Raw genomic sequence first — 25,716 nt, forward strand, 5'->3', positions numbered from 1 at the left:
CTATATTTGCAGCACAAAATCCCTTGCTATCTGGCCACGTGGTGGAATTGGTAGACACGCTACTTTGAGGGGGTAGTGCCCGTTCGGGTGTGCTGGTTCGAGTCCAGTCGTGGTCACTACTAGAAATAACCTACTGAAAAACAGTAGGTTATTTTGTTTAAGGACTCTAATGAGGAATTCAGAGATGTGGCGTTACTCTGGATTGCAAATTCGTAATGGTGGCTTTATTCTACCTGTTTTTTAATTTGCTTCCTTCTTTTCAACCAATTCTAAAAACAACTGAATCCATACGACCTCAATTACCATCTCAACCTACATAATATGAATCTAAAAGTGATCTTTTTGTTGTTTGGTCTTTCTTTGGCCTTTACAAATTCATTGGCTCAACAAGTAGAGGAACCTAAAAGTGTTCCTGCTGAATGGAGTAAGCCTTTTGCTCCCTTTCAAATTGCAGGTAACTTATATTATGTCGGCACATACGACTTGGCTTGTTACCTTATCACTACTTCGCAGGGAAATATTCTTATTAACACCGGACTTGCTGATTCAGAGCCAATCATCAAGGCGAATATCGAAACATTAGGCTTTCAGTTTGCCGATACCAAGATCTTATTAAACATGCAAGCCCACTATGATCATATGGGAGCTATGGCATCTATTAAAAAATTAACGGGAGCGAAACTAATGATTAATCAGAAAGACGCGCCAGCAACAGAAGATGGAGGAAAGTCAGATTATGCATTGGGTGGTTCGGTAAGTACATTCGCACCTGTACAGGTAGATCGCCTACTCAAGGATAGAGACACCGTCCAACTAGGAGATATGCGACTGGTGATGCTCCATCATCCGGGTCATACCAAAGGGTCAAGTAGTTTTTTGTTTAATGTAAAAGATGCAAATCGTTCTTATCGGGTACTGCTTGTCAATATGCCTACCATTGTTACAGAGAAAGACTTTGCTGCAATACCTGAATACCCTGAGATTACGCAAGACTATGCCTATACCTTGCAGTCTATGAAAAAGCTGTCCTTTGATATCTGGTTGACTGCCCATGCCAGTCAATGTGAACTTCATCGCAAACACAAACCTGGACAAAGTTATAATCCCTCTACTTTTATCGATAAAAAGGGATATAATGCGCAGCTTAACAAGTTGGAAAAGGAATTTCTCAAGAAGAAAAAAGGTAACTAAGTGAGTTTGCCATACAAGCCACATTCGTTATTCATCTGAGAGATTTCCTTCAATCTCTTAGGTTTTCCCTACGACACTTATTTTGTTGAAGGAGTAAAATAATGCATTTATTGCATTCAGATTTTATTCCAGTTATCAAAAGGAATCTTGGGCTGTCTTATCTACTTCTAGACAACTAGTGTATACATACCCTTTCCGTCATTTACTGCCTTTTTTAGAAATGAAGTAATGGTTTTTAGTTGATTTAGCATACTATAGATATCATCTTTCTGCCATTTATAATGACGTGGATAAATTTTTTGTTCAATATAATGCTGTGGGTCAAATTCTTCTATCAGTATACTTTCCTCCAGTGACTCTAGTGCGTTGGCAATTTCCTTCACTTCTTCTGAATGATATACATTCACTGGTCCCCAACCCATTTCTGTGACAATACGATGATTGGCTGTAAGAAAGTTGTATGGGTAATGTGCCCTGCTTTTATTGCGTCCTGTTAAAAGGTAATCCAGCGAAACAAAAGCTCCTTCCAGATCCAGTTTGTCAACTTTTTCCTGTGGTTGCCAGCTGGAGTAATCTGCTATATCTTCAGGAAGTATTCCATATTTTTCCTCTACATCAACACATTCCGGATCAATCTGCTCATTTTCCAGTATTTCTATCAGAATAGGTGAAGCAATCAGATCCTTGATATCTGAATCTTTGATTGCTTTGAGTTGCAAATTCATACTCATAAGTAAGGGCAATAAGTAGTTAAGATTACTATATCCATGTGGACTAGAATAAAGCAAGCTGTCCTCTTAAAATGAAAAGTCTACTGAAGCAAAGTTGAACTAAAAAAGTCAGATTAGGAAAAATACTTGCCTATCTTTGCCTATAAATTTTAACTATCTTTTACCCACTAGTGAAAAAGAATTTTTACCTACTTACTCTGTTCGTGTATGTTACATTCAGTTCCTTTAAAAGTGATACTACAAAACAATACCTGGTTCGAAAATGGAAATTTGATGTAGAGGCTACTAAAAAAACAATAGAAAAAAGCTTTGAAGCAGGTTCAGACCCCGAAGCTGACAAGTTCGTTAAAGGAATGATAGATTATTTTTTAAACCGATTGACTGGTAGTACAACCGAATACCAGCAAGGAGGGATTTTACTCACAACATTAGTGGATGATCAGGCTACTAAAACAATAAAAGGATCCTGGAGAATAGATAAGAATACAAATGAACTTGTTCTAATTGAGAATAGTACTAAAGAACGCGAGGAGATAGTAAAGATACTATCTATTTCCAATACCAGATTAGAGTTAGGGATGGAGGGTATCACGAAAAAAGGACCATTGTCGATAATATATATAGCAATAGAATAAGTTACACCTAAATCCATTTTTTGTAGAACGCCCATTTCGCACAGGCTAAGTATGATCTAAGGTATATGAACTGAACTTTACAAAAGAAATGAGTCATCCTGAATGTTGGCCGACTAAAGACAAGCTATATTTAGGATGACTTATAGTATCAAAAGCTATTACTGCTTGGATATCCCAATAAGTGATTTTGTGTTCACTTCTTTTTCTGAACACAGGCTAAACATGCTTTTGCAACTTTGTATTGGACATCAATGATGGATTGATTATGCCCATGAGCTGCTCCCGACACTAAAAAGTATTCTTTGTGAGGAGCTTTTAGCTTATCAAAGTATGGCTTTGTGAGTTCTTGTGGTGTTAAGATATCTGCTTCTCCCTGAATGATATATACAGGCAACTGAAAAGAAAGTCCATTCTTCATGAAGTCAACTGTCGCACTCATCGCTTTGATGCCAAGTTTTTTGTGTCCTACATAATTAATAAAAGAATAATCATCTCCATCTTCCCTGTTTCTGGCATCAGTTTCGTTATCGTATGCAGGGGCTAGTTTCCACCATGTATTGGGGGCAGGTACAGAATTCTCTCTTTCGTATTTTTTTATAACACGAAATAATTGCCCTGTATTTTTTGCATCATCATAAGGAGGAACACCTAGTATTGTGAGCTTATTGATAGATTCATTATCGTTTGCTTTCTGAGCAAGTTTGTATACCGTATGGTAGGCATGGACTAATGTTTCTGTACCATTTGTAACCTGAGAGTGTCCAATATAGGCATAGAAAAGATCCGGTTTTTTCAAAGCCATTGTAGCTCCCAGCACTGATCCCCAGGAGGTGCCTATCAATGTGATTTTGGGTTGTCGCAGTTGTTTGATCAGATATTCCGAAAGCTCAATGCCATCTGCTGCCATCTGGTCAACAGTCAATGGATTATTTATCCAATATTCTTCATCGTGTTGTTCGGGAACATTTTTACCAAAGGTCCTTCCTGCTCCTCTTTGATCCCAACTAACCAGAACAAAGTCTTTTTCCCATGCTCCATATATCGTATTATCATAAGCACTCATAACACTTCCCGGACCGCCATGCAGAAACAATATGATTGGTTTGGTACTATCCGCTCCATGAATAGTGACCCACTGTTCAACTCCGCCAATGCGAACAAACTTTTCCTGATGAATTGATTTTGTTTTGGCAAAAGTTGGGACCGTGATAAAAAAGATAAAAAGAGTAATCTGTATGACTTTGGTAAAAGTTATTTTACTTCGGTTCAAATGGTATTGCATAGATAGGTATTAGATTAATGGATGTTGTGATGGTTAGATTAAAATACTTGGTTATGCTGGTTTTGTTAAAGAAACAAATCTATACCTATAATGTAATCTTTGCCAAAAAGTAACCTTATAGAGGGTTATTGAAAGTGTACTAGTGGTTCGGTTTACCAAAGAATGGGGTGAACATTTACGTTTCTTCAACTTACTTGAAAATCACAAACTGACAAACCTTCACTAGAGATACAATATGTATATCTTATAGTAGGTTCTGGATATAATTTTTAGACTGTCCAATAACCTGTTTTATGGGCTTGCATCTCTAGCCAACAGTCGATGATTATTTCATTATCCGGCTTACTCCCGTCATAGAAGTTAAGATCTGTAGCAGAAGAGATACTATGAATGTGGTATCTATCAGCTTCTTTTTTCAGGATTGTAATTTGATTCGAATAAGTTTCTTCATGCGCATGATAATAAAAATTAGAGAAGTTATCATCTGTTTCTTCTGGAACTTCTTCAATGAGAAAGCCAAAACTTTTCCCAATAAAATTTTGATATTGTTCTTGGCTTAGCTTTGTCTGTAGTTCAATTCTTGGATGTATTCTTTCATCGCTATCTTCCTCTTCTTCTCTTATATTATCATTAGTTGGCTTCATAATTAAATCACCTGATGAAGTTACCCAGATGTTTAATAAATAGTAATTATCTCGGGGAGAAATTGAAAATTCGCCTTCTGTAATATTCCAAATCTCATCTCCATTAAACCTTTTTAAAGTTAATGTACCTAAATTTTCTTTGTTATTCATATTCTGTTGTAAGAGCTTGTCTTAGTAAGTAGGAGTTTGACAAATGTAAATTGCAGTTATTTATAATAGTTTCTAACTCCTAGACCGATTGTCCAAAAGTATTTCGCCATTTCTAATTCATTTTTTATATTTTCCTGTGTTGCATCAAATTCGCTATGCTCCTTCATTTCAGATATCATTTGTTCTATATCTTCTTCTGTAGCATCTCTCCAAATCCCAATTGAAATTTCATGAAAAGCAAACACATGGTTTGCCTCTGATAGGTCTACATAGCCATTATTCCTTTCAGTCAGAAGATTTACAAGTTTCATTGCTTCTGTTTCAAATGGTTTGATCCCAAATATTTCAGGCTGTGTTCTTTCCGGAAAAGGTCCATATATGAATTCAATAAATTCAAGCTGATTATTTTTATCAAAATCTAATCGAAATTCATATCGGTCATAAAAACATCGTTGTCTACTCTCTTTATCCGCTTTACTGAGTATCCTTTCCACTTCCTTCTTTGTACTACCTAATTCTACTCTTCCAATAGATTCTATGTCTATTCCTTCTAGTGGGATTAATTCGATTCGAATCATTGTTGTTTTCTATGTATATGTGTATATGTCGAAATAAAATAGATAGTTTAAAATCTATTATCAGAAGATTTTAAGAGGACAAAAGATAGGCAAGGTATCTTAATAGTAAATAAAAAGTTGGTTAAAAGTTTACTGTTATGCGGATGTATACCAGTGAAAAAACATAAATTGAGTATCTGTCTCGATGTATATTTCAAATTGGCTCCAGTCCAATTGAGAACTTGCTATGTGTAAGATATTCTCAGTGCTAAGTGGTGATAAAGCACGAAATTCTTCTCTGGTTACAACTTTATTTTCATGGGTAATGACAACGTACTGACTGGGACGGAGATAGTCACTTAGTATATCAAATTGCTCCGTGAAGGGTGTATCTGGGTGAAAAGTAGAGTCACTATATCTGGGTCTTAACCACCAATCGGTGCTTCTTAAAATATCTTCTTTGGTATAAATTGAGAAATCAAGCCACTCTTCTCTCAGATAAAGAAATCTGTTTATGAGTATAATTAAGGCTTCCTTCTGATCCTTAACCAGATTTTTATCTATTGACAGAATGGTAGCAATTTCGGTTTCGCTTCTGTTCAAATCAAGAATAGAAACCTGAACTGGTTTTGTAAAACCGTTCAATGCCTTATCTAAGTAGATCTCAATATCTTCAGTTATAAAATCCAGCACATTCATGTATAGTCGTTAGTATTGTTTGGTCTGGCAAAGTTTAGGAAATATCTTCTGAAATGCCAAATCAATACGTATGATAACAACTCAGTTGGTGAATACCCAAAATGTTTATTGGATGCAAACGAAAAATGGGATAAATCCTCAAAGCTTACCTCCAGATATACTTCAATAGTTCTTCTTCTTTTCTTTATCAAATAGTAATATAGTTGCTCGTCAGGGTTTAATTATAAAGATGCGGCAGCTGGATGAAGTAATTGAGTATCACAATAGTGACGATTCCTGTGATTATTGTTAAAGATAGTAACTCGTGATCTCCAATCCTTCAAGAATCTGGATTAAATGGGTGGGTGAGATAGGTAAGACAAAATCAATGCTGGTGTTGTCTGTACTAAAAGATAGTAAAAAGCTGCCTCTTCCAGAATAATGTGTTGCTTGTAATCTTTTTGAGACTGTAAGTATATTGGTATGCTGAAATATATCCTCAATCCGCCTTAGATAGGTATAAACATTTTGAAGGTGTGATAGTTGTATACTGTATTGCTCATATGTAAAAGGAGAGCCGCCAATACAATCACAACTATTTGGATAGTTGAAATAATAAGGCTATATACTAATAACCTGAAAACTATGGCAGCACAATCCAATGCTGAATCGGAAGAAGAATTTCGTTCAGAAGTCAAACAAACAAAGAAGCATTTAGCAAACCCTCCAGTTTCAGTTATCAGGTTACTGACAGGGATTATTGCCCGTATGGAGGCAGAAGCCAACCGATTGCATGAGCATCCATATCTTCAATCTGAAGAGAATGCATCGGATTCTCCAACAGATTCATTATTACCCCTGACTATGCTGGAATGGACAGTATATAAGGATTTGAATGCTGTTATGGCTACACACAAGGGAATTATTACAATATGTACCAATACACTTACATCTATTTTAGCAGATCATACCTATAAGAGAGAAGAGGTTATTGAATTGTTTCATGAATTTGAACAGGCTATAAACCTGGAACCTGACTTTCTCAATGAGGCGAAGAAAAAGATGTTTACCAGAGAAATCCGTATAGATATGTTACGGAGGGTACTTTGTACAATGAAACTTGACAGTGAAACATGGTATAGGATATACAGAGATTTGCCAGATCTAATAGAGGGTTCTTTATAAAAGAGTCGTTTGACTTGAAAAGAAGTACTAAACCATAGAAGGGGATACCCCATAGGCTTTCTTGAATACATACGAAAAATGGGACAGATCTTCAAAACCCAGATCCAGATACACATCAGAAGCTGTTTTCTTTTTTTCTTTGATAAGATAATAAGCTTCTTTCAATCTACGATGAATCAACCAGTGACTGGGTGTATCCTGAAACACTTTTTCAAAGTCCCGTTTAAAGGTTGATAAACTACGACCTGTAAGATAGGCAAACCGTTGCAGATCTACATTAAAATGGTAGTTCTGGTTCATAAAAGCTTCCAGATCTATTTTGCCAGGTTCTGAAAAGTCAAACAGAATATTCTTTAACTCAGGTTTTAGCTGTAAGAGCAGAAGCAGAGCTTCATTTTGCTTCACAGTCAGCAAAGCTTCGTTTTCTTTCTGAGTAAATAGTTGTTCATAGGCCCGTAAAGATTCCATATAACTAATCAATACTGGGACATGGGTCAGAGGAATAAATGCAGGTGTATTTACTGTCTTATCTGGTTTATACCCATACTCCAGATTAAACCTACGTAACGTATCCTGATCAAAATAGATACTGACAGAACGATACTCTCCATCTGCTGGTGGTTGTTTGGCGTATTTAGCCAACTGATTACGCCGACAAAAGTATATATCACCTTGCTGAAAGGACTGACGGGTAGTGATATCACTCATTTCCATACTACCGGACACAATATAACTGATAGTATGTTCGGGTATAAATTGCTCTCCAGCTCTGCTACGATGAAAATAACAGGAATATTGTATTGGTAATGTGGATGGCTTAGTACTCATATAGAAAAAGTAATGTAAAGAAAATGGTTTACAAACGATAAATTGTCTGTAAACCATTCCGGAATAGTATTTATTCAATAATGGTTTTAGGTTCCAGATAAGCTTCCAGGCCAAAGATACCATATTCTCGTCCAAGTCCAGATTGCTTAAAGCCACCAAAAGGCGCCATTGGATCATGTTTCAGACAGTTGACCAGTACCCGTCCTGCATTTAATTGCCCAGCAACTTGATGTGCCCGCTTCTCATCAGAGGAACTAACATATGCCTGCAATCCATAATCTGTGTCATTGGCTATCTCAATGGCCTCCTCTTCTGTTTTATATGAGATCACAGATAGTACAGGACCAAATATTTCTTCTCTGGCAATACGCATTTGGTTTTTTACATTCACAAACACAGTTGGTTTGACAAAGTTTCCTGCTTCAAGGCCTGAGGGCTGTCCAATACCTCCAGTTAGTAATTCTGCACCCTCTTCCAATCCTAACCGAATATAGGATTGTACACGGTCATATTGCTTCTTGCTTACCAAAGGACCTACAGCGGTATCTGCGTCCTGTGGGTTTCCTACTTTCACGTGTTCAACTGTTTCCTTCACCAGTTTCTTCACTTCTTCCAGGTGTGTTTCAGGTACTAATAACCGTGTACCTGCTACACAGGCTTGTCCACTATTCATAAACGCTGCCTGAACCGCCAATGGAACAGCCGTTTTAAAATTAGCATCTTCCAGGATAATATTAGGTGATTTGCCACCCAGTTCCAGCGTAATTCGTTTCATGCTATCCACTGCATTTCGGGCAATTGATTTACCAACCTGAGTAGAACCTGTAAATGAAATCTTGGCAATGTCCGGATGGCGACTGATTTCAGCGCCTACTACATCCCCACGACCATTTACAATGTTAAACACTCCAGCAGGCAAACCGGCTTCATGCAAACATTCTGTAAGGATCTGCGTTTGCAGCGCACTCATCTCGCTAGGTTTGATCACTGCGGGGCATCCTGCTGCGATGGCGGTCGATAATTTGTTAGAGATAAAACTATTGCTTGCATTCCAGGGTGTAATGATACCTACTACACCAACAGGTTCCATATGCACCTGTGATTGGCCTACAGTTCGTATTAGCTCTACTTGTTTTAGCGTCTCCATCGCACTTTGAATACTGTTTAGTGCATTGAGTGTACTCATTTTGGAGAATTGCAGCGTGCCCCCATATTCCTGAACCATCACATCAGTGAATTCATCCTGGCGCTTGGCTATGGCATCATACATCTTTTGCAGATATTCCAAACGTTGTTCTTTGGTTGTTTTTGAAAAGGATTTGAAGGCAGCTTTGGCGCTGGCAATGGCTTTACGGGTATCTTCTACATCACCAAGTTGGACAGTACCAATTACTGTATTATTGCTTGGGTTAATCAGTTCAGCAACTTCTGTTCCGTGTGGAGTTACAAAGGCTCCGTTTACATAGATTTTATCAATTGTTTTCATCGAGTTGATTGTTTTTGTTTCTACAAAGGTCGACACATTATGGCGGGTTCACTTTGCTAAAAAGTTCAATGTCTGTTTGTTGTAAAGTTCAGATGGGCCAACTTGTTTTCTGATATTCTATTGTTCTTGAAATGTGACCTGGTTTTAGGTGAGGATATGGTAAAAGAAAAAGTCTTCCCTGAGGAAGACTTTTTCTTTTATATAGATAACTATGATTTAGTTTATTCAATTACCAGTTTTTTCTGGCTACTTGTATTTCCTGAGTTTAATGTAATCACATACATACCTTTCTTCAATCCATTGGTAGGTAGCCAGATAGATCCGTTTTCTGTTACACTATTGTTTTTGTAAACAACTCTACCAGTTATATCATGGATTGTTACTAGCACTTTTGTATCAGAAAATGTACCTTTTACTGTTACGGCATTTCCTGAAACAGACGGATTTGGATACAAGGTGAAATTAGTATCAGACTCAAGTGAATTCTGTGTTGCAGCAAATGCCACTCTGGCACCAGAAGGAATCGTTTTAAACAATACTGCTTTAGGAATCAGATAAGTTGCAGCAGTAGTACCTCTTCCTGGATTGGTTGTACCTGGAATGCTGCTATATAATTCTACACCTCCGTTGTCCCATGAAACGCTATTGAGCACTTCGATTGTATAATATCCGGCAGAAGGGAAGCTTACCCGTGCTGAACTAGTGCCAAATGCCCAGTTAGCTTCATTAAGGACAACTTGTGTTCCATTTACTGTCAGAGCTGCATAGCCTTGAGAAGCTAAAAGAAAGTCTACTTCAATAGTGCTGTTTCCAGTTTGTACATCATGCTCTGGTTTGATCTGAATGTAACCGGAAAGTTTCAATGTAGATGTTTCAAGTTGTTCACCAGAAGGTGCTCCTGTTCCATCTGTGCCTAAAAATGTTGACCAGGTGGTTGACTGAGAACTGGTTGTTGTTGTTCCTGAAGGATAATCTACTGCATTAGAGGTAAAAGAGAAAGCAGGAGTTTGTCCGGCAATGGCAGTACGTGCTGCTGATACACTTGGACCATACTGAGTATAGAATTGGCCATTTAAACCATCTCCGGTTATAGGAGCTGATGTCGTAACAGACAGAGCTGTACTAGCAGCAGAGACATTACCCGCTGCATCTTTTGCTTTTACTGTAAAACTATAAGTTGTACCAGCTGTTAAACCATTCACAGTATAAGATGTGCTTGTGCTATTTCCTATTGGAGTGGTACTACTTCCCTGAAATATATCATAACTAGTTACTGCTACATTGTCTGTAGAGGCACTCCAGCTCAATGTAAAGCTAGTTTGTGTGATAGCAGAGGAAACGAGTGAAGTCGGTATTGTTGGTGCTTGGGTATCTGTTGCTGGAGGAATAGTTTTGAATAGATATATCTGAGGAATCAGATAAGTTGCAGCAGTAGTACCTCTTCCTGGATTGGTTGTACCTGGAATGCTGCTATACAATTCCACACCTCCGTTGTCCCATGAAACGCTATTGAGCACTTCAATTGTATAATATCCGGCAGAAGGGAAGCTTACCCGTGCTGAACTAGTGCCAAATGCCCAGTTAGCTTCATTAAGGACAACTTGTGTTCCATTTACTGTCAGAGCTGCATAGCCTTGGGAAGCTAAAAGAAAGTCTACTTCAATGGTGCTGTTTCCAGTTTGTACATCATGCTCTGGTTTGATCTGAATGTAACCGGAAAGTTTCAATGTAGATGTTTCAAGTTGTTCACCAGAAGGTGCTCCTGTTCCATCTGTACCCAAAAATGTTGACCATAAAGTAGAAGCAGGGCTAGTTGTACCAGAACCTGAAGGATAGTCTACAGTAGTAGCCGTAAAAGAGAAAGCAGGGGATTGTCCGGCAATGGCAGTACGTGCTGCTGATACATTTGATCCATACTGAGTGTAGAATTGGCCATTCAAACCATTGTTAGTAGTAGTATTAGTTAGAGTCGTAACGGACAGAGCAGTACTGGCAGTAGAGACATTACCTGCCGCATCTTTTGCTTTTACTGTAAAACTATACGTAGTACCAGCTATTAATCCTGTAATAACAAAGTTGGTTGTGTTAGTAGTAGCAACAGGAGTAGTGGCACTTCCTTGAAAGATATCATAGTTGGTTACTGCAACATTATCAGTGGAAGGTATCCATGACAAAGTAAAACTAGTTTGTGTTATACCCGATGCCGACAGACCTGATGGTGCTGTTGGTGCTTGAGTATCTGTCCCTGGAGTGCCATACTCATAAGCTCCTATATCTACTGTTGAATTGATAGGTCGTACCTTTCCTTCCAGATCTGAACTAGGAGATTGGCTGTTGAGCCCGGCATTAATCGCTGGACTTGTCGATTGCAAACCAAAATAAGCACTCAATTGTGGATTCGTCGAACTGAAAGATGTAATAGCATACGTTGGATTTACAAATTTTATATACGATTGATCACTCAATACTCTAATTTGATTCGTAGTAGGTAAAGTACCTGTTGCTGGATTTGTACTTGGATTCGATGATGTGAATTGCCCGGCGCCTCCAATGACTATATTGTTCTGTACATCAGTGTCGTAAGTGACCAGTAATCCATAACCAGGAGTATTGGTACTTTTCATTACTGCTATATTATTATAAAATTTGCATCCTAAACTCTCACGTGAACAATTCAGATCTCCATTCCAGCCATAATACTGAGGATATTTACCAAGTTCATAATTGTTATGGTAACAGGTATTATTACGAACGGTTGAATAATTCGTTTGAAATATATGGATGCCTCTACCCCCATTATTAAAACTTAAGTTATTTTCAACTAACGAAGGATGTATATAACCGCCTGTTTCGCCTCCGGTATTCCAGGTTTGTGTATTATTAAAATCATCTAAAATAATACCGTTTCCATCTGTTGGGGCGTCAGTAATTGATCCATTGGCAGGATCTGCATATGAGCAAACATTCTCAAAGCAAATGTTATTGCGAATAATTACACCCCATTCTCCAGTTATATAATCACTTGCATGGCGAGGATGGTAAACAGATATGCCACTACCATTTGGATTTCCTGTATTAGCAGCATTATGTCTAACCACGTTGCCTTCAATCAGGACATGGTCTGCATTGTTGATTTGAATTCCGGAGGATCCAATGTCATGAACATAACAGTTACTAACTGTGATCCAGTTTCCAAAACCAGAAGCTAAGATTCCAAAATGGTAGCTATTTGCCGGATTATCAAAAGTTACCTCTAGTCCATCTATTGTAACACCAGTACTATTGCTGATCGAAATCGCATGTGTACCAGAAGTACTTGCAATAACAGCACCATGTTTGTTAATAGATCTGATAATCAGTCGGGTACTTTTTGAGCCATTTTTGTTGTCAATGTTAATCTGACCTTCAACATACCTTCCATTGGCGATGTTAACAATATCGCCTGGAGTTGCTATCTGGCAAGCTTTGGTAACTGTTCGGAAAGCACCTGAACTGGAGTTGATTGTGCCTGGATTGTTGTCATTGCCATCAGTGCGTACATAATACTCTGTGGCATATGTGCAGCTGATTGCACATAACATAAAAAGTAAACTAAGACGTAGGATTTTTTTCATTACTAAAATAGCTGTTAAAAGATTGAAGATAGATTGTATTTTATATTGCTGAGTAATAAGTAACATGGTAAAAATAGGTAAATTGTAAATAAAATTAAATATACTTTGTGATTTTTTGATGCGTACCTATTGTGTTAGGTATCTTGATAGGTTATGTGTATATGAATTTTATTTATAAAGCCTATTTTAACGTTACAACCTAATATGTGTTGATTAATAACAATTTTTGCTGATGGTAAACATAGGAAAATATATTTTGTTTATATAGTTATAATTTTTATTTATAGTAAATATTTTGTAAGGGTATATTTAAATTTTGAGGATTAATAAAAAGATCTATTTTTATATGTAGATAATTTCTTTGGATTTCAAAGCGCCACTTTAAATTAAGTTGGCAGGGTGATTGACTTTTAAATAAGGAGGAAATTACCTTATCAACTATACAACTTTACTCCGGTGCTTTAATTACGGGTGACAGTGAAAGCGAATGTTGAATCTTTTTATACTTATGATATTCGAAAAAAGTGTATGGTTTTAGCTTTTTTTGAAAAACAGTATAGTTTAGATTTCTCCAAACACAGTAACAGGAGTTCTGAAGAAAATTTAATTTTTGGACAAAAGATGAAAGAAGTGAATTGGATTAATGAATACAGATATGGAAGTAAATTGGACAGAAGTTAATTTATGGGATAGTACTAGGGATTCATATCGAATAGTTTATCAAATCTGGAGACATTCTTTGTGAATAAAAGAAAAAAAGGTATATGTGTATGGTAATGAATAAATTATGACTTTACAGGTGGAGTGGATGTAGTATCTTTGTATTGTAAGTCAAGTAGATATATACTCAGACGTAAATCTGATACAAATATAAAAATACGAATTTAGGTTGTAAGTGGTTTGTTACTGAAATTCTTCGAAGGTCTCCCTCGGAGAATTTTTGTTTTTGGGACTTCAAGGTATTGTTTAGGAGTCAACCAATGATCAGATAAAGCATTTAATTGTCGCAATTCCACCCATACTTTGCCGGATATACACAGCATGTGATAAAGTACCAATAGTGACCTTTGTAAAAAACGAACACTATGATACCTGCATCAGAAAAAGATACACTTTATAAGGCATTGACAGAAGCATTTGATGCCTTTATTTCAACGATTTATCAAATTGATGAATCGGTTGTAAATACGATTCCCTTTACTGGAAGCTGGACTCCAGCTCAGGTGGTTACACATATTTTGCTGGCTACGGATGGTCTTCCAGACAACAAGACAATGTCTACAAATCGTGCGTATGATTCCTGTCTTCCTCAGATTCGTCCGTGGTGGGAGGATTTAAGTCAAAAATTTCAATCACCTGAAAGTTTGATGCCAGATAGTCTGCCTCATCAGAAAAGCGAGTTGATCACTAAACTGAAACATGTAAAGGAGAAAGATCTGGCTATTATCAGTGAGAAAGATCTTACAGCTATCTGCCATGATTTTGAGTTGCCCGGCGTTGGGTATCTTACCCGATATGAATGGCTCTGGTTTATCCAGATGCATTTGAAACGCCATCAGTTTCAGTTGGAGAATATGGTAAATAGAAGTTTTGAAGCAGGAAGATAAAAAACTTCAATACCTATTTTATCCAAGTTCACAGTTTCTGGCAAATATGAAAGCCCTCTATTTCCTGAAAATGAAGGGCTTTCATATTTTAATCATGTAATGACTATTATTTTAAATCTTCTATCGAAGCACCAAAGTTAATGTGCAACACATTTCCATTGGGTGTTACCAAGGCAGGAACAGATTTTACACCTGCTTTTTCGGCCTTTGTAACTTTTGATTTGTCTGTTCCCAGATGAATTACTTCAACTTGTTCGGACGGAATAAGAGTTAATATATCCTGTTCTGCACTTACGCAAACGGGACAACCTGCATGATAAAAAACGGATTTTGTCATTTTGTTTACTTGTTAATTTGTGAAAGAATAGTTTTTAATTCTGCTGATTCATTATCTGTCAAGGGCTTCAACGGACTTCTCAGCTGTCCTCCGTCATCTCCCAGGATGTGTAAGCCAGCCTGAATAGCTCTTGGCAATCCTTTGGCTACGATAAATTTCAATAGATCCAGTTGTCGATAGAAAACACGCTGTGCTTCTGTCAGGTCATTATTTTGAATAGCATTATATAACTGCATCGTTAATTCTGGTATCAGGTTAGGAGCTGCGGTACACCAGCCGTTAGCACCTGCTGCAAAAGCAGCGAGAGCCAGTGGATTGGAACCATTGTAAAAGGCAACATCTTCACCTAATTCCTTTCGTAAATAGTGCATTCTTTGTACATCGCCTGTACTTTCCTTAATCATTGTCACATTGGGAATTTCCAGCAAACGTTTCAGCAATGCTGGTGACATATCTACCCCGCTGGTTGCCGGGTTGTTATATACCATGATAGGAATGGATAGTTTGGAAGCAACTGCATCATAATGTTGTACAATCTCATCATCAGTAAGTTTCCAGTAGCTCATCGGGATAATCATTACTGCTGTTGCGCCTGCTTTTTCTGCAAACCGGGCATGATAAATGGTTTTATCTGTTGTAAGATTTGATACACCTACCAGAGTAGGTACTCGGTTTGCCACTTGTTGCATAGTAGCTTCTGTGACAGCCTCCTTTTCTTCATCTGTCAGATAGGGTAATACACCTGTACTTCCCAAAGGAGCAATACCATGTGCTCCTGAAACAAGTAGTCGATCTACTTGTTTTTTGAATAAAGGAATGTCGACTTTTTCCTGATTATCAAAGGGGGTGATTGGATAGGCTATTATGCCTTTGAATGGAATGGACTTCATTTGAAACGTTGTGGATAAGGATAAGAATTCTTTAAAAGAAGGTTTTGATCTGTATTACAAATCTCTGCCTTCTTCCTCACGAAGGGCAACCCCTAGATTTTGCAGTTGTGGAGCATTCTCACAGGCAAGGTATTTTGCAGGTTCTGTATCGCTCAGATTCTGATGTCTATGCCATGCCCAGGATGGGATATATACAGCATCACCTGCCTGCCATTCAATGTGTTCATCTTCAATCTCGGTCCATCCTTTCCCTTCAATCACATATAAGACTGTTTCATAGGTATGGCGATGGCGATTGGTTACTTGTCCAGGTAATAGTCCGCCAATGGTCATACTTACATTTTTGCTGGGTAAATCTACAAAGTAAACAAGGTGTTTTCGTTCGGTTGAGAACTGATTATGCTCACCTGCATTCTCTACATTCCTGTGAATAAAATGGGATGACTTTACATATACTGGCCGTGCATAGGTTTTATGAAAATCCTTGGAGCTGAATTGTTTTTGTTCTTCCTGAATTTCCATTGCTGCTGAAGTTGTTTCTAGTTTAGTCATAGCAGAGTTTATTTTATGTTTTTTGCCTTATTACCTTACAAAAATAGAGTACCTTTGGCCTATTATACTGATACAGTTTTACTAAAAACAGGTAGTCCAGATGCTTCGACCATGGAAATTGGAAATCCAGTTAGATTATACTGTGGAGAAGGCTATTTACCTCCAAATAGCTGATGCCATTATTGCGGATATACAATCAGGAAGAGTAAAGGGAGGTACTGCCTTACCGGGGAGCAGGGTACTGGCTCAAGAGTTGAAGGTAAACCGAAATACAATAGTGGAAGCGTTGAATGTACTGCTGACAGAGGAATGGCTCGTTTCTAAAGAACGAAAAGGAACTTTTGTGGCAGATACATTGCCGTCCCTTGTTAAAACTCCATATAATACTCCTTCTGCTGCAACTAAGGAGAAAGTACCCAATGTGTTTCGTATAATTTTTGATGATGGACATCCGGATAGCAAGATTGCTCCTGTGGCAGAACTAGCCAGAGCATACCGTCAGATATTTAATCGAAAAGCCCGGTGGCAGATGATGGGATACAGTAGTGAACTGGGAGATATTGAGTTTAGAAAATCAGTAGTCCAGATGCTCAATCACCAACGGGGAATGCAGGTAGATGAACATTCAATCTGTATAACCAGAGGTAGCCAGATGGCGATGTATTTAACAGCTCACTGTATGCTTGAGAAGAACAAATACATTTTGGTAGAAAATCCGGGATACAAGCCTGCCTGGAAAGCATTTGAACAAACTGGGGCCAGGCTATTGCCTGTTCGGGTAGATCAGGACGGATTGGTTATCGAAGATGTAGTAGCCCACTTAAAATCAGGTAAAAAGATAAATGCTATCTATACCACACCACACCGGCAATATCCAACAACAGTAACACTAAGCCTTCAGCGAAGGCTTGAACTCATTCGGTTGTCCAATGACTATGGTTTTAAGATTATTGAGGACGACTATGATAACGAATTTCATTTTGGCTATCGGCCTGTATTTCCATTATCTAGTTTTACAGAACTAAAAAACTATGTATATATTGGAACAATGAGCAAAGTCGTAGCACCAGCATTGAGAATCGGTTATCTGGTGAGTAACGACAGCGCTTTAATTAATCGGGTTGGATCTTTACGAAAAATTATAGATGTACAGGGCGATGTTATAATGGAACAAGCTGTTTTGCAACTTATTAAAGACGGTACTATAAAGAGGCATTTGAAAAAAGCGACCCATTATTACAAATCAAAAAGAGATTTTATGGCAGAACTACTAAAAAAGTATCTGTCAGAAAAAGCCGATTATACTATTCCGGATGGTGGATTGGCTTTTTGGGTAGTTCCCAGAATAGAAGTAAACTGGGAACAGGTTTCTGCCCAACTTCAGACCAAAGGGATCAAAATCATTACGCCAGATGATTACAGTTTTAATCGTTTGGTAAACGGTATTCGTTTAAGCTATGGTTCATTGTCAGAAGAAGACCTGGAAAAAGGAGTGCAAACGTTAGCCTCATTACTTTGATTTTTCATGACGCAATTTATCTTGATTGACTATGACGCAATAAGGTCATATCTGAAGTAGGCAATATCGTTGATACTACTTGATCAGCTGAGTAGATGGTTAGCTTTATTGGGAATGTAACCTGGAAATTTGTCAGTGATCAGAACTATGTTCAAAATGACAATCGAATATTGAGTGATTGGGCAACTATTCATCAAGCAAAGCGACCTTACTTCGAATCTCTTTACAAAATGACTGGAACTTTGTTCACTTTCAATTTTGACTGGAGTTCCAGTCATTTTTTGTTTTAACCGGAATACCAGTCGCTTTTCAGAAATATTCGAATAATGTTCACTTTTACCTTTGACCGGAACTCAGTTCAATTTTGGGAATGACCATACTTCCAGTTATCATGTATAGTCTCTTATGACCTTTGGTATATTTTCTATAAGCAAACGAGATTTATGTAGTGCAGAGCTTTTACTGTAAGGGAATACTGTTTATTCTTCTGAAATCAGACGGGTTCATGCCTTTGTATTTTTTAAATGCTCTATTCAGGTGACTTTCATCTGTAAAGTTAAACTCATAGGCAATCTCATTAATCCGCATGGCACTGTGCAGTAGTCTTGTTTCTACTAACCGCATTTTATAGTTGACTATGTAGTTTTGCAGGGTGTCACCTGTTTGTTTTTTAAAATACCGGCCTAGATAAGTAAGGGAAATATTAAAATGCTGGCTCAGCTTCTGTGCTTTCAGATTTTTGGGTTCGAAGATATTCTGCTGAATGTAATTCAACATTTCCAGGATAGGTTCACCTGTTGATTCATTGATATTCTTGGGCAATTTTAATGCAATATTTCTGGCAACAATCGTAATGATTGTATTAATGATTTGTTCAGATATACGATTGTAATAGAGCTGTTGATTAGTTTGTTCATTCAAAATACTCTCTACAAGCATAGCAATGAAAGGTTTGTCTACTTTGTTTTTTAGGATACAGCCCGGACGGTGACTGGCATTTTGCAGGATATATTCTACTTGTTTGACTATGTCTTTGTCTTTGCTGATATTATCCTTCACATACAATTCATTAAACCTCAGGAAAAAGAACGTTGTAGTGGTATCAATCACAAAGGAGTATTCATCCTGAGGAGTCAGTAAGAACAAGTTTCCCTTCCGGTAAGTAAAACGATTTTTATTGACAGTCTGCACTCCTGTTCCAGCAACGACATAAATCAGTTCAAAAAAATTGTTACGCTTTGTTGTTCGGGTATAGCGTTGTAATTCCTTCCATTCGATTTCGTATTGCCTATATAATGTTGCTCCATACATGGTTGTATAATACAGAATAAGTGTAAAGTTTTACAAATAGCGAAGGAAAGCAAATGTATACTTTTGTCTTAATAAAACTCTTTAACGATAAGAGAATTAGTAATCAGAAGAAGAGTAGAAGCTATAGCTGCTTTTAGAGAAATACTTATATGTATGAACAAAGATTGTTTATAAGAACACTTTAATTAATCTATACTTCAATGGATTTTAAACCACAAAAAAGCAACATGAACAAACTATTCACAGTGATTTTACTGTTTGTATCTGTATATTCGTCAATAGCTCAAACCAAGAGCAAGCAAGTAGCGAAAAAAGGAGAGAAGAAGTCTGTCGATGTATCAATCTCAGAAGACCAGGATGCTGGGTTTCCTCTTGCCGGGACTTGGATGTTAAAGGCAGCACAGGTGCTGCTTCCAGATGGAAATTTGGTTACAGACACTGCCTATGGGAAAAACGCAAAAGGTATTTTGATGATTGATTCCGACGGACAGTACTCCTTACAGATCTTTCGACCAGACCGCCCAAAGTTTGCCTCAGGGGATAAGAAGCGAGGAACGCCTAAGGAATATGAATCTGCTCTTTTAGGAATTAGCACACATGTAGGGCATATCAAAATGGATACTGTGAATAAGTTATTAACTTTTCAGATTGACAATGCCGCCTATCCAAACTGGGAGAGTACAACGCAAGTCCGAAAGTTCAGACTTTTGAATGATGAATTGTATTATCAAGTACCATCCACTGTCGCTGCCGGAACAACTGCAGTGTCGGTCTGGAAACGTGTCAGAAAAAAGTAAAGCAAGAAAATAGGTTTGTTGGTTACTGATTTTCTATTTTCCTGGCATCATTTGTCAGAATTGGTTATTTCCCATTCATAAAAAACATTACTCCTTGAGAAACACCATTTCGACTACAACTTCTGCATTATTGGCTACTTTTTTATTTGTAATCGTTGTGACCTTTGCCTCATCACAAAATCAATAAAAAACGTAGAATACTATGGAACGTACATTGGAAGGTAAGGTCATTGCTATTACAGGGGCTAGTAGTGGTATAGGTGAAGCAACTGCATTATTACTGGCAGAAAAAGGTGCAAAGGTGGTATTGGGAGCACGCAGAACAGAACGTTTGCAAAGTCTCTCGGATCGTATTGAGTCAGCAGGAGGATCTTGTATCTGGTTAGAAGCAGATGTAACCCAGCGGAACGATCTCCAAAAGCAGGTGGATCTGGCTTGTGAACGGTTTGGAACACTGGATGTGATAATCAATAATGCCGGGGTAGGACAGTTGTCGCGTATAGATGAACTGGATGTAGAAGGGTGGGAGCAGATGATAGATGTGAATCTGAAAGGGGTATTATATGGAATTGCAGCCGCTATGCCTGTGTTTCTGAAACAAGGCTCAGGACATATAGTGAATGTAATCTCTACATCGGGAATTAAAATTGTACCTACACAAGGTGTATATGCCGGAACCAAAAATGCGGTTCGTACTATCACAGAAGCTCTACGGCAGGAGTCGGCTGGACAGGTACGGGTAACAGGTATTTCTCCTGGATTTGTTCTGACAGAGATGCCCAATGCTATGAAGAATGCAACCATGAAAAATGCGATTAGAGATACCATGGAATCAATTGCCATTTCTCCTCAGGCTATTGCCCAAGCTATTGCGTTTGCCATTGAGCAACCTGCAGATGTAGAAATTGGAGACCTTGTCATTCGACCTTCTGTACAGAATTGAGCGTATTGTTGGCCGGTAGGCTGGGGAAACTTCCTCCTTATATGTTATTGCTACTATTTCAATTATGAAAACAACAGCAGAACAACCTTATATTTTTGAGAATATCTCTGATCTGATGCGGCGCCTGGAGCAGCCTAAGCCTTTACACCCTTTGGTAGCGTTGGTGAGGTATGGGAGTATTAAAGTAAACGTGGCCGATGTGGGACAACGATTTGCGTTAAACTTTTATAAGATTTCCTTTAAAATAGATTTTAAAGGGCAAGTCAGGTATGGGCAAGGATATTATGATTTTGAAGAAGGAGGATTGGCATTTCTGGCTCCCAACCAGATTGTTACTGCTTACGAACAAGAGAAAACGTATGAAGGATATACTTTTTTCTTTCATCCTGATTTCATACGGAATTATCCCTTAGGAAAACGCATCCATACCTATGGCTTTTTCTCCTATGCCGTTTCAGAAGCATTATTCTTATCAGAAAAAGAAAAATTCGTTATTGCTTCTGTTTTTAATCATATAGCATTGGAACTGGAAAACAATATTGATCAGTTTAGCCAGGATGTAATGGTTTCGCAGATTGAATTATTACTCAATTATAGCAATCGGTTTTATCACCGACAGTTTATTACCCGTAAAACATTGCACAATGAATGGTTGGAACAGATGAACAGTTATCTTGCTGAGAGGCTGGATAATGCGGTTTTGAGTGGTTTGCCCAATGCACAGGAACTGGCTGATTACTTGAAAGTATCACCACGCTATCTAACGGATATGCTTAAAACACTAACAGGACAGAATACACAACAGTATATTCATACATTGTTAATGGAAAAAGCCAAAGATATGCTTAGTCTCAGTCAACTGAATATATCAGAAATAGCCTACAAATTAGGGTTTGAACATCCCCAGTCTTTTCATAAATTATTTAAACAAAAGATGGGGATGTCACCTGTGGCATTCAGGCAGTCGTTTGAGTAATAATAATGTTGTTTTAATACAACTTTGTTTCGTTTACATTCATGACAACTCCTGCATAATCTCAGCAAAAATCCGATAGGAGTTTAACCGATCCTCATGGTGGTAAATATGTGAAGCAACCATGATCTCATTTACCCCTGTTTGTTTCAGAAACTCAGTTGTTTGTTGTTTTACAGTTTCTTTGCTACCCACAAAAGTATATTTTAACATACGTTGCAGGGCAGGATCATGAGAAAGCTGGCGTAGCTGAGGTGTCATGTCAATCGGTTCCTGCATGTAATCAGTTTGTCCGGTAAGTACACCAACAATCAGACGGATTAATGTAGTAGAGATACGTTCGGCCTGCTGATCCGTTTCTGCCACAATGACATTGATACAGGCAATAGTATACGGTTCCTGTAAAAAAGATGAAGGCTTAAACTCATTGTAGTATATATGCAAAGCCTCAAATAATTGGGCAGGGGCAAAGTGGCTAGCAAACGCATAGGGTAAACCCAATTTGGCTGCCAGATGGGCACTGTCAGTGCTTGATCCCAATATATAGATAGGAACAGAAACTCCTTCTGCGACTGTTGCACGAACTTTAGCACCCTTATTGTTTAATGAAAAATACTGCTGAATCTGCTTAATCTCTTCCGGAAACTGGTATACAGACTGCATCCGGTCTGAACGGATAGCATGCGCTGTAACCTGATCTGTACCCGGTGCTCTGCCCAGACCTAAGTCAATGCGATCAGGATAGAGAGAACCTAAGGTCCCAAACTGTTCAGACACAATGAGAGGGGAGTGGTTGGGCAACATTACACCACCTGATCCCACCCGTATTTTTTTAGTACCTCCGGCAATATGACCGATTAGCACAGATGGAGCCGAACTAGCAATACTGACCATATTATGGTGTTCGGCCAGCCAGAAACGTTTATAGCCCAGTTCTTCGGCTTTTTGGGCAAGATCAAGACTTTTTTCAAATGTTTGGGTAGGGGTACTGCCACTGGCTACACTGGCTAGTTCCAATATTGAATAAGAGAGAGATTTTCGGTTACTTGTCATTTTTCACTGATTTGAGAAAAAGAAACTGTTGTTCTTTAGTTACACAAAGGAACTAAGGTTAGTTCGTATTTGTAACTATTTATAGTCTGATAGTGGTAACTTTGAAGTAACTAAAATGAATCGCGAAAAATTTGCCTACAGTTCCTGTCCATTGGTAAAAGCTATGACAGCTCTGGGTTCCAAGTGGAAACCAATTATTGTATGTGTGATTCGGGATAAGAAAGTCCGCTTTGGACAGCTGGCCGCTATTATGGACGTTATTTCCCGAAAAGTTCTTACCGATCAATTGCGTGAACTAGAGGCCGATGGCATTCTGATTCGGGAAGAATTTAAAGAACTACCACCTCGTGTAGAGTATAGTCTCACACAGAAAGGACTGGATCTATTACCGATTTTTTCAATGTTGGAAGACTGGGAGACAAAATATGATCAGCAATCAGAGGTAGATGATCTGAGTATGCATTCTTTGCAGGAATCTTTAGTAGTTGAAAAGAACTAAATGATTGTACTTCTGAAGAATCTATTTTTATTCATCTGATCCTTATAATATCTATTCAAAATCAAATGCTAACTTTAAGGCCTGATTGATAGATATTAATTGGAATGAGTAAAAAAAATCAAGAGAAAATACCGGATTGGGGTGCTTTTAAAGAAGGAGACCAGAATGCCTTCTCCGCTCTGTATTTTCAGTACTTTAAACGCCTGTATGAATATGGTATGCGACTCTGTCAGGACGAGGATCAGGTCAAGGATTCTATTCATGATTTGTTTATCAAGCTCTGGAGTAATAAAAGTAATCTGGGAAATGTCTCCAACATAAAATCCTATCTTCTGGTTTCCTTGCGTGGTCTGATCTACGATACCTTTAACTCTCAACGCCGTCGTCCAAAAATAGAACTTGAAGATGATTACCATTTTGAAATGGTGTTTTCTGCTGAATCTGAATGGATTGACAAAGAAAACTTTACTCAGCAGACTCAGGTAGTATTGGATGCACTGAATCATTTAACACCTCGTCAGAAAGAGGTTATCTATCTGCGTTATTTTGAAGAACTTAGTTATGAAGAGATCGCTGAAGTCATGCAGCTTTCTGTAAAAGCTACTTATAAGCTGGTTGGCAGAGGAATGGAGGCTTTACGAGAGATTCTGAATGTTTCTAAAAAAACGCTTTTGGTATTACTGGTGAGTACTTTCATGGAAGTTCGTCAATGGATAGTTGTTCATTAGTAATAAATTTTATTTGTCACTCAACGAATCTAACTCGATAAGAGTGGTATATCCCTGATACTCTTTCCTCTAAGACCAGACCATTTACCAGCTCTGAAATTGTCCTAAAGAAAGTTCAACTATTGTTTTGTAACTTCCTCAAAAGTTTTTTCGGTTTGAAATAATATTCTGTGTTTTTGGCTTTTTATCAAGCATGTTAGTTGTCTGCAAGCTACATTGATAGGCTTTCTTTCTAGACTTGTAAAAAAAAGAAAAAATATTTTCCCCGCGTGGGGTAAAACTGTTTTTGATTTCGTCCTTACTGTGAGTTACCTGCAGAAAGGGGAAATAAACTGACTGGTTTCTACTGTAGAAAAGTAATTCAAACAGCTATGTGCAAGATTTAATCATTTATGAGACCTCAGTACCATCTGTTTACTATAGAAGATTTCCTGGAAGATGACTTCTTTCTTGAGTGGGTAAAACACCGTACACAGGTTTCTGAAGAGTTTTGGAATGACTGGATTACACAGCAACCCCCTAATCTGAAAGAAATGCAGGAGGCTGAAGCTAGATTACGGTTTTTGTTATCCATTCAGCGAATTACTCCTTCAGAGTCACTGGCGACAGACTTGTGGACTCAGATACAGAAAGATATTGATGATCAGAAAGAGCAGGTGATTGCATTGCGTCCACAACGCAGCAGATGGATATTAGTCGCTGCCTCTATAGTTGCTTTACTTGTATGTGTATGGATACTCAATACACAGTATTGGGGGAATGAGTTTGTTCGGACAGGATATGGACAGACCCGTGTTATAACATTGCCAGATAGTTCTGTTATAACACTCAATGCCAATTCGTCTATGAGTTATCCAAAACGTTGGAAATGGTTCAATGACTCCCGTAAAGTATACCTGAAAGGAGAAGCATTATTTCATGTAAAACACCTGAATCAGGATACCAATGCTATCAAGGAGTCTGAACGGTTTGTGGTGCGGACAGATGCTATTGAAGTAGAAGTACTGGGGACAGTTTTTAATGTGAAAGAAAGGAGGGGACTAGCACAGGTTGCTCTACAAACAGGGCGTATTCAGGTAAAAGGCCTTCGAGGTCGGGAAATTTCGTTTGAACTTAAGCCCGGAGAGTCTGCAAAATACGATATAAAGCGAAGACTATGGGAGAAAAAGGATACGGCTGTTGAAAGTGCTACCGCCTGGACAGAACAAAAACTAGCCTTAAGCAACACAACGGTCAATGATATTATCCATGAATTGGAAGATACCTATGGGTATACGGTTGTACTGGAAGATGAGCAACTGGGGCAACGTAGGATAGATGGAGCTATTCCGATGAGAAACGAAAAAAGCATTCTGTTTGTACTTTCCAATATACTCAATGTAAAGATAGAACGAAAAGACAGTTTGTTGATCTTCAAAAAGCGAAAAAGATAATGATCATGATATAAGTAAGCCCACCACTTAGCCAATTTATTACATAGCAAATGTTTGTTTATACTGCCTTCCGGGGGCAGCATGGCACTGCTT

General features: G+C 38.1%; 24 protein-coding genes and 1 tRNA gene. 12 read left to right on the top strand and 13 right to left on the bottom strand.

Translation table 11 applies throughout. The features are described 5' to 3' along the window. Window positions 1–32: 32 nt before the first annotated feature. Both QNI15_RS14045 and bla read left to right on the top strand, forming a co-directional pair. A tRNA-Leu gene (locus QNI15_RS14045) sits at window positions 33–116 on the top strand. A 205-nt stretch (window positions 117–321) separates the two neighbouring features. Continuing rightward, complete coding sequence (gene bla / locus QNI15_RS14050) at window positions 322–1,191, top strand: subclass B3 metallo-beta-lactamase (RefSeq protein ID WP_314032205.1); 870 nt, start codon at window positions 322–324, stop codon at window positions 1,189–1,191. A gap of 167 nt (window positions 1,192–1,358) precedes the next feature. Here the strand turns inward: bla and QNI15_RS14055 are convergent, their stop codons facing one another. After that, the gene (locus QNI15_RS14055; protein ID WP_314032207.1) at window positions 1,359–1,922 is read right to left on the bottom strand and encodes a DUF1877 family protein; all 564 of its coding nucleotides are present in this window, start codon (window positions 1,920–1,922) and stop codon (window positions 1,359–1,361) included. Between the two features lie 170 nt (window positions 1,923–2,092). On the opposite strand from QNI15_RS14055, the gene QNI15_RS14060 reads away from it, so the two are divergent. Beyond that, window positions 2,093–2,557: a hypothetical protein gene (locus QNI15_RS14060; RefSeq protein ID WP_314032209.1), complete on the top strand. Its 465-nt coding sequence runs from the start codon at window positions 2,093–2,095 to the stop codon at window positions 2,555–2,557. 193 nt (window positions 2,558–2,750) lie between these two features. On the opposite strand, the gene QNI15_RS14065 is transcribed toward QNI15_RS14060, so the two are convergent. From QNI15_RS14065 to QNI15_RS14080, 4 genes are all read right to left on the bottom strand, one after another. Next, window positions 2,751–3,839 (bottom strand): alpha/beta hydrolase, encoded by a 1,089-nt coding sequence (locus QNI15_RS14065; RefSeq protein ID WP_314032211.1) that lies wholly within the window; start codon window positions 3,837–3,839, stop codon window positions 2,751–2,753. A 269-nt stretch (window positions 3,840–4,108) separates the two neighbouring features. Beyond that, window positions 4,109–4,633, bottom strand: coding sequence for a hypothetical protein (locus QNI15_RS14070; RefSeq protein WP_313992735.1), 525 nt, complete (start codon window positions 4,631–4,633; stop codon window positions 4,109–4,111). Window positions 4,634–4,689: 56 nt separating this feature from the next. Next, window positions 4,690–5,211: a hypothetical protein gene (locus tag QNI15_RS14075; RefSeq protein WP_313992737.1), complete on the bottom strand. Its 522-nt coding sequence runs from the start codon at window positions 5,209–5,211 to the stop codon at window positions 4,690–4,692. A gap of 135 nt (window positions 5,212–5,346) precedes the next feature. Then, window positions 5,347–5,889: a hypothetical protein gene (locus QNI15_RS14080; RefSeq protein ID WP_313992739.1), complete on the bottom strand. Its 543-nt coding sequence runs from the start codon at window positions 5,887–5,889 to the stop codon at window positions 5,347–5,349. 624 nt (window positions 5,890–6,513) lie between these two features. On the opposite strand from QNI15_RS14080, the gene QNI15_RS14085 reads away from it, so the two are divergent. Continuing rightward, complete coding sequence (locus tag QNI15_RS14085; protein WP_313992741.1) at window positions 6,514–7,053, top strand: hypothetical protein; 540 nt, start codon at window positions 6,514–6,516, stop codon at window positions 7,051–7,053. 27 nt (window positions 7,054–7,080) lie between these two features. Here QNI15_RS14085 and QNI15_RS14090 read toward each other — a convergent pair whose 3' ends face one another. The 3 genes from QNI15_RS14090 to QNI15_RS14100 all read right to left on the bottom strand — a co-directional run bounded on the left by QNI15_RS14090 (window position 7,081) and on the right by QNI15_RS14100 (window position 12,981). Then, window positions 7,081–7,881 carry an AraC family transcriptional regulator gene (locus tag QNI15_RS14090; protein WP_313992743.1) on the bottom strand — a complete coding sequence of 267 codons (801 nt, stop codon included), beginning with the start codon at window positions 7,879–7,881 and terminating at the stop codon, window positions 7,081–7,083. Window positions 7,882–7,951: 70 nt separating this feature from the next. Beyond that, the gene (locus QNI15_RS14095) at window positions 7,952–9,367 is read right to left on the bottom strand and encodes an aldehyde dehydrogenase family protein (RefSeq protein WP_314032212.1); all 1,416 of its coding nucleotides are present in this window, start codon (window positions 9,365–9,367) and stop codon (window positions 7,952–7,954) included. 221 nt (window positions 9,368–9,588) lie between these two features. Next, complete coding sequence (locus QNI15_RS14100) at window positions 9,589–12,981, bottom strand: fibronectin type III domain-containing protein (RefSeq protein ID WP_314032214.1); 3,393 nt, start codon at window positions 12,979–12,981, stop codon at window positions 9,589–9,591. 1,085 nt (window positions 12,982–14,066) lie between these two features. Between QNI15_RS14100 and QNI15_RS14105 the strand changes: the two genes are divergently transcribed. Next, a complete protein-coding gene (locus QNI15_RS14105) occupies window positions 14,067–14,588 on the top strand; it encodes a DinB family protein (RefSeq protein ID WP_313992749.1) in 522 nt (173 codons plus the stop codon). A 106-nt stretch (window positions 14,589–14,694) separates the two neighbouring features. Here the strand turns inward: QNI15_RS14105 and QNI15_RS14110 are convergent, their stop codons facing one another. From QNI15_RS14110 to QNI15_RS14120, 3 genes are read right to left on the bottom strand one after another with little or no spacing between them, the layout of a single operon-like run. Beyond that, complete coding sequence (locus QNI15_RS14110; RefSeq protein WP_314032216.1) at window positions 14,695–14,925, bottom strand: thioredoxin family protein; 231 nt, start codon at window positions 14,923–14,925, stop codon at window positions 14,695–14,697. A gap of 5 nt (window positions 14,926–14,930) precedes the next feature. After that, window positions 14,931–15,815: a dihydrodipicolinate synthase family protein gene (locus QNI15_RS14115; RefSeq protein ID WP_314032217.1), complete on the bottom strand. Its 885-nt coding sequence runs from the start codon at window positions 15,813–15,815 to the stop codon at window positions 14,931–14,933. A gap of 54 nt (window positions 15,816–15,869) precedes the next feature. After that, window positions 15,870–16,367 carry a cupin domain-containing protein gene (locus QNI15_RS14120; protein WP_314032218.1) on the bottom strand — a complete coding sequence of 166 codons (498 nt, stop codon included), beginning with the start codon at window positions 16,365–16,367 and terminating at the stop codon, window positions 15,870–15,872. 100 nt (window positions 16,368–16,467) lie between these two features. Here QNI15_RS14120 and pdxR point away from each other — a divergent pair, with 100 nt between their 5' ends. Further along, entirely contained in the window at window positions 16,468–17,886 is a 1,419-nt protein-coding gene (pdxR, locus tag QNI15_RS14125) for a MocR-like pyridoxine biosynthesis transcription factor PdxR (protein WP_314032220.1), read from the top strand. A gap of 459 nt (window positions 17,887–18,345) precedes the next feature. On the opposite strand, the gene QNI15_RS14130 is transcribed toward pdxR, so the two are convergent. Continuing rightward, on the bottom strand, window positions 18,346–19,197 hold the full coding sequence (locus tag QNI15_RS14130) for an AraC family transcriptional regulator (protein WP_314032222.1): 852 nt from the start codon (window positions 19,195–19,197) through the stop codon (window positions 18,346–18,348). Between the two features lie 227 nt (window positions 19,198–19,424). Between QNI15_RS14130 and QNI15_RS14135 the strand changes: the two genes are divergently transcribed. The 3 genes from QNI15_RS14135 to QNI15_RS14145 all read left to right on the top strand — a co-directional run bounded on the left by QNI15_RS14135 (window position 19,425) and on the right by QNI15_RS14145 (window position 21,913). Further along, window positions 19,425–19,994 (top strand): lipocalin-like domain-containing protein, encoded by a 570-nt coding sequence (locus QNI15_RS14135; RefSeq protein WP_314032224.1) that lies wholly within the window; start codon window positions 19,425–19,427, stop codon window positions 19,992–19,994. Between the two features lie 202 nt (window positions 19,995–20,196). After that, window positions 20,197–20,937, top strand: coding sequence for an SDR family oxidoreductase (locus QNI15_RS14140; protein WP_314032226.1), 741 nt, complete (start codon window positions 20,197–20,199; stop codon window positions 20,935–20,937). A 64-nt stretch (window positions 20,938–21,001) separates the two neighbouring features. After that, window positions 21,002–21,913: a helix-turn-helix domain-containing protein gene (locus QNI15_RS14145; protein ID WP_314032227.1), complete on the top strand. Its 912-nt coding sequence runs from the start codon at window positions 21,002–21,004 to the stop codon at window positions 21,911–21,913. A 39-nt stretch (window positions 21,914–21,952) separates the two neighbouring features. Here the strand turns inward: QNI15_RS14145 and QNI15_RS14150 are convergent, their stop codons facing one another. Further along, entirely contained in the window at window positions 21,953–22,963 is a 1,011-nt protein-coding gene (locus QNI15_RS14150; protein WP_314032229.1) for an LLM class flavin-dependent oxidoreductase, read from the bottom strand. Between the two features lie 115 nt (window positions 22,964–23,078). On the opposite strand from QNI15_RS14150, the gene QNI15_RS14155 reads away from it, so the two are divergent. The 3 genes from QNI15_RS14155 (at window position 23,079) to QNI15_RS14165 (ending at window position 25,623) form a co-directional block, all read left to right on the top strand. Beyond that, complete coding sequence (locus QNI15_RS14155) at window positions 23,079–23,462, top strand: winged helix-turn-helix transcriptional regulator (RefSeq protein ID WP_313992767.1); 384 nt, start codon at window positions 23,079–23,081, stop codon at window positions 23,460–23,462. 104 nt (window positions 23,463–23,566) lie between these two features. Further along, complete coding sequence (locus tag QNI15_RS14160) at window positions 23,567–24,190, top strand: RNA polymerase sigma factor (protein ID WP_314032230.1); 624 nt, start codon at window positions 23,567–23,569, stop codon at window positions 24,188–24,190. A 392-nt stretch (window positions 24,191–24,582) separates the two neighbouring features. Then, on the top strand, window positions 24,583–25,623 hold the full coding sequence (locus QNI15_RS14165; RefSeq protein ID WP_314032231.1) for a FecR family protein: 1,041 nt from the start codon (window positions 24,583–24,585) through the stop codon (window positions 25,621–25,623). The last annotated feature ends 93 nt before the right edge of the window (window positions 25,624–25,716 follow it).

The sequence above is a fragment of the Xanthocytophaga flava genome (genome assembly GCF_030068545.1).
GTDB lineage: Bacteria > Bacteroidota > Bacteroidia > Cytophagales > 172606-1 > Xanthocytophaga > Xanthocytophaga flava.

Excerpts from the sequence above, each read along its gene's own strand:
- bla (WP_314032205.1), top strand. The coding sequence starts at position 322 with ATGAATCTAAAAGTGATCTTTTTGTTGTTTGGTCTTTCTTTGGCCTTT.
- QNI15_RS14055 (WP_314032207.1), bottom strand. The coding sequence starts at position 1,922 with ATGAGTATGAATTTGCAACTCAAAGCAATCAAAGATTCAGATATCAAG.
- QNI15_RS14065 (WP_314032211.1), bottom strand. The coding sequence starts at position 3,839 with ATGCAATACCATTTGAACCGAAGTAAAATAACTTTTACCAAAGTCATA.
- QNI15_RS14070 (WP_313992735.1), bottom strand. The coding sequence starts at position 4,633 with ATGAATAACAAAGAAAATTTAGGTACATTAACTTTAAAAAGGTTTAAT.
- QNI15_RS14075 (WP_313992737.1), bottom strand. The coding sequence starts at position 5,211 with ATGATTCGAATCGAATTAATCCCACTAGAAGGAATAGACATAGAATCT.
- QNI15_RS14080 (WP_313992739.1), bottom strand. The coding sequence starts at position 5,889 with ATGAATGTGCTGGATTTTATAACTGAAGATATTGAGATCTACTTAGAT.
- QNI15_RS14085 (WP_313992741.1), top strand. The coding sequence starts at position 6,514 with ATGGCAGCACAATCCAATGCTGAATCGGAAGAAGAATTTCGTTCAGAA.
- QNI15_RS14090 (WP_313992743.1), bottom strand. The coding sequence starts at position 7,881 with ATGAGTACTAAGCCATCCACATTACCAATACAATATTCCTGTTATTTT.
- QNI15_RS14095 (WP_314032212.1), bottom strand. The coding sequence starts at position 9,367 with ATGAAAACAATTGATAAAATCTATGTAAACGGAGCCTTTGTAACTCCA.
- QNI15_RS14100 (WP_314032214.1), bottom strand. The coding sequence starts at position 12,981 with ATGAAAAAAATCCTACGTCTTAGTTTACTTTTTATGTTATGTGCAATC.
- QNI15_RS14105 (WP_313992749.1), top strand. The coding sequence starts at position 14,067 with ATGATACCTGCATCAGAAAAAGATACACTTTATAAGGCATTGACAGAA.
- QNI15_RS14110 (WP_314032216.1), bottom strand. The coding sequence starts at position 14,925 with ATGACAAAATCCGTTTTTTATCATGCAGGTTGTCCCGTTTGCGTAAGT.
- QNI15_RS14115 (WP_314032217.1), bottom strand. The coding sequence starts at position 15,815 with ATGAAGTCCATTCCATTCAAAGGCATAATAGCCTATCCAATCACCCCC.
- QNI15_RS14120 (WP_314032218.1), bottom strand. The coding sequence starts at position 16,367 with ATGACTAAACTAGAAACAACTTCAGCAGCAATGGAAATTCAGGAAGAA.
- pdxR (WP_314032220.1), top strand. The coding sequence starts at position 16,468 with ATGCTTCGACCATGGAAATTGGAAATCCAGTTAGATTATACTGTGGAG.
- QNI15_RS14130 (WP_314032222.1), bottom strand. The coding sequence starts at position 19,197 with ATGTATGGAGCAACATTATATAGGCAATACGAAATCGAATGGAAGGAA.
- QNI15_RS14135 (WP_314032224.1), top strand. The coding sequence starts at position 19,425 with ATGAACAAACTATTCACAGTGATTTTACTGTTTGTATCTGTATATTCG.
- QNI15_RS14140 (WP_314032226.1), top strand. The coding sequence starts at position 20,197 with ATGGAACGTACATTGGAAGGTAAGGTCATTGCTATTACAGGGGCTAGT.
- QNI15_RS14145 (WP_314032227.1), top strand. The coding sequence starts at position 21,002 with ATGAAAACAACAGCAGAACAACCTTATATTTTTGAGAATATCTCTGAT.
- QNI15_RS14150 (WP_314032229.1), bottom strand. The coding sequence starts at position 22,963 with ATGACAAGTAACCGAAAATCTCTCTCTTATTCAATATTGGAACTAGCC.
- QNI15_RS14155 (WP_313992767.1), top strand. The coding sequence starts at position 23,079 with ATGAATCGCGAAAAATTTGCCTACAGTTCCTGTCCATTGGTAAAAGCT.
- QNI15_RS14160 (WP_314032230.1), top strand. The coding sequence starts at position 23,567 with ATGAGTAAAAAAAATCAAGAGAAAATACCGGATTGGGGTGCTTTTAAA.
- QNI15_RS14165 (WP_314032231.1), top strand. The coding sequence starts at position 24,583 with ATGAGACCTCAGTACCATCTGTTTACTATAGAAGATTTCCTGGAAGAT.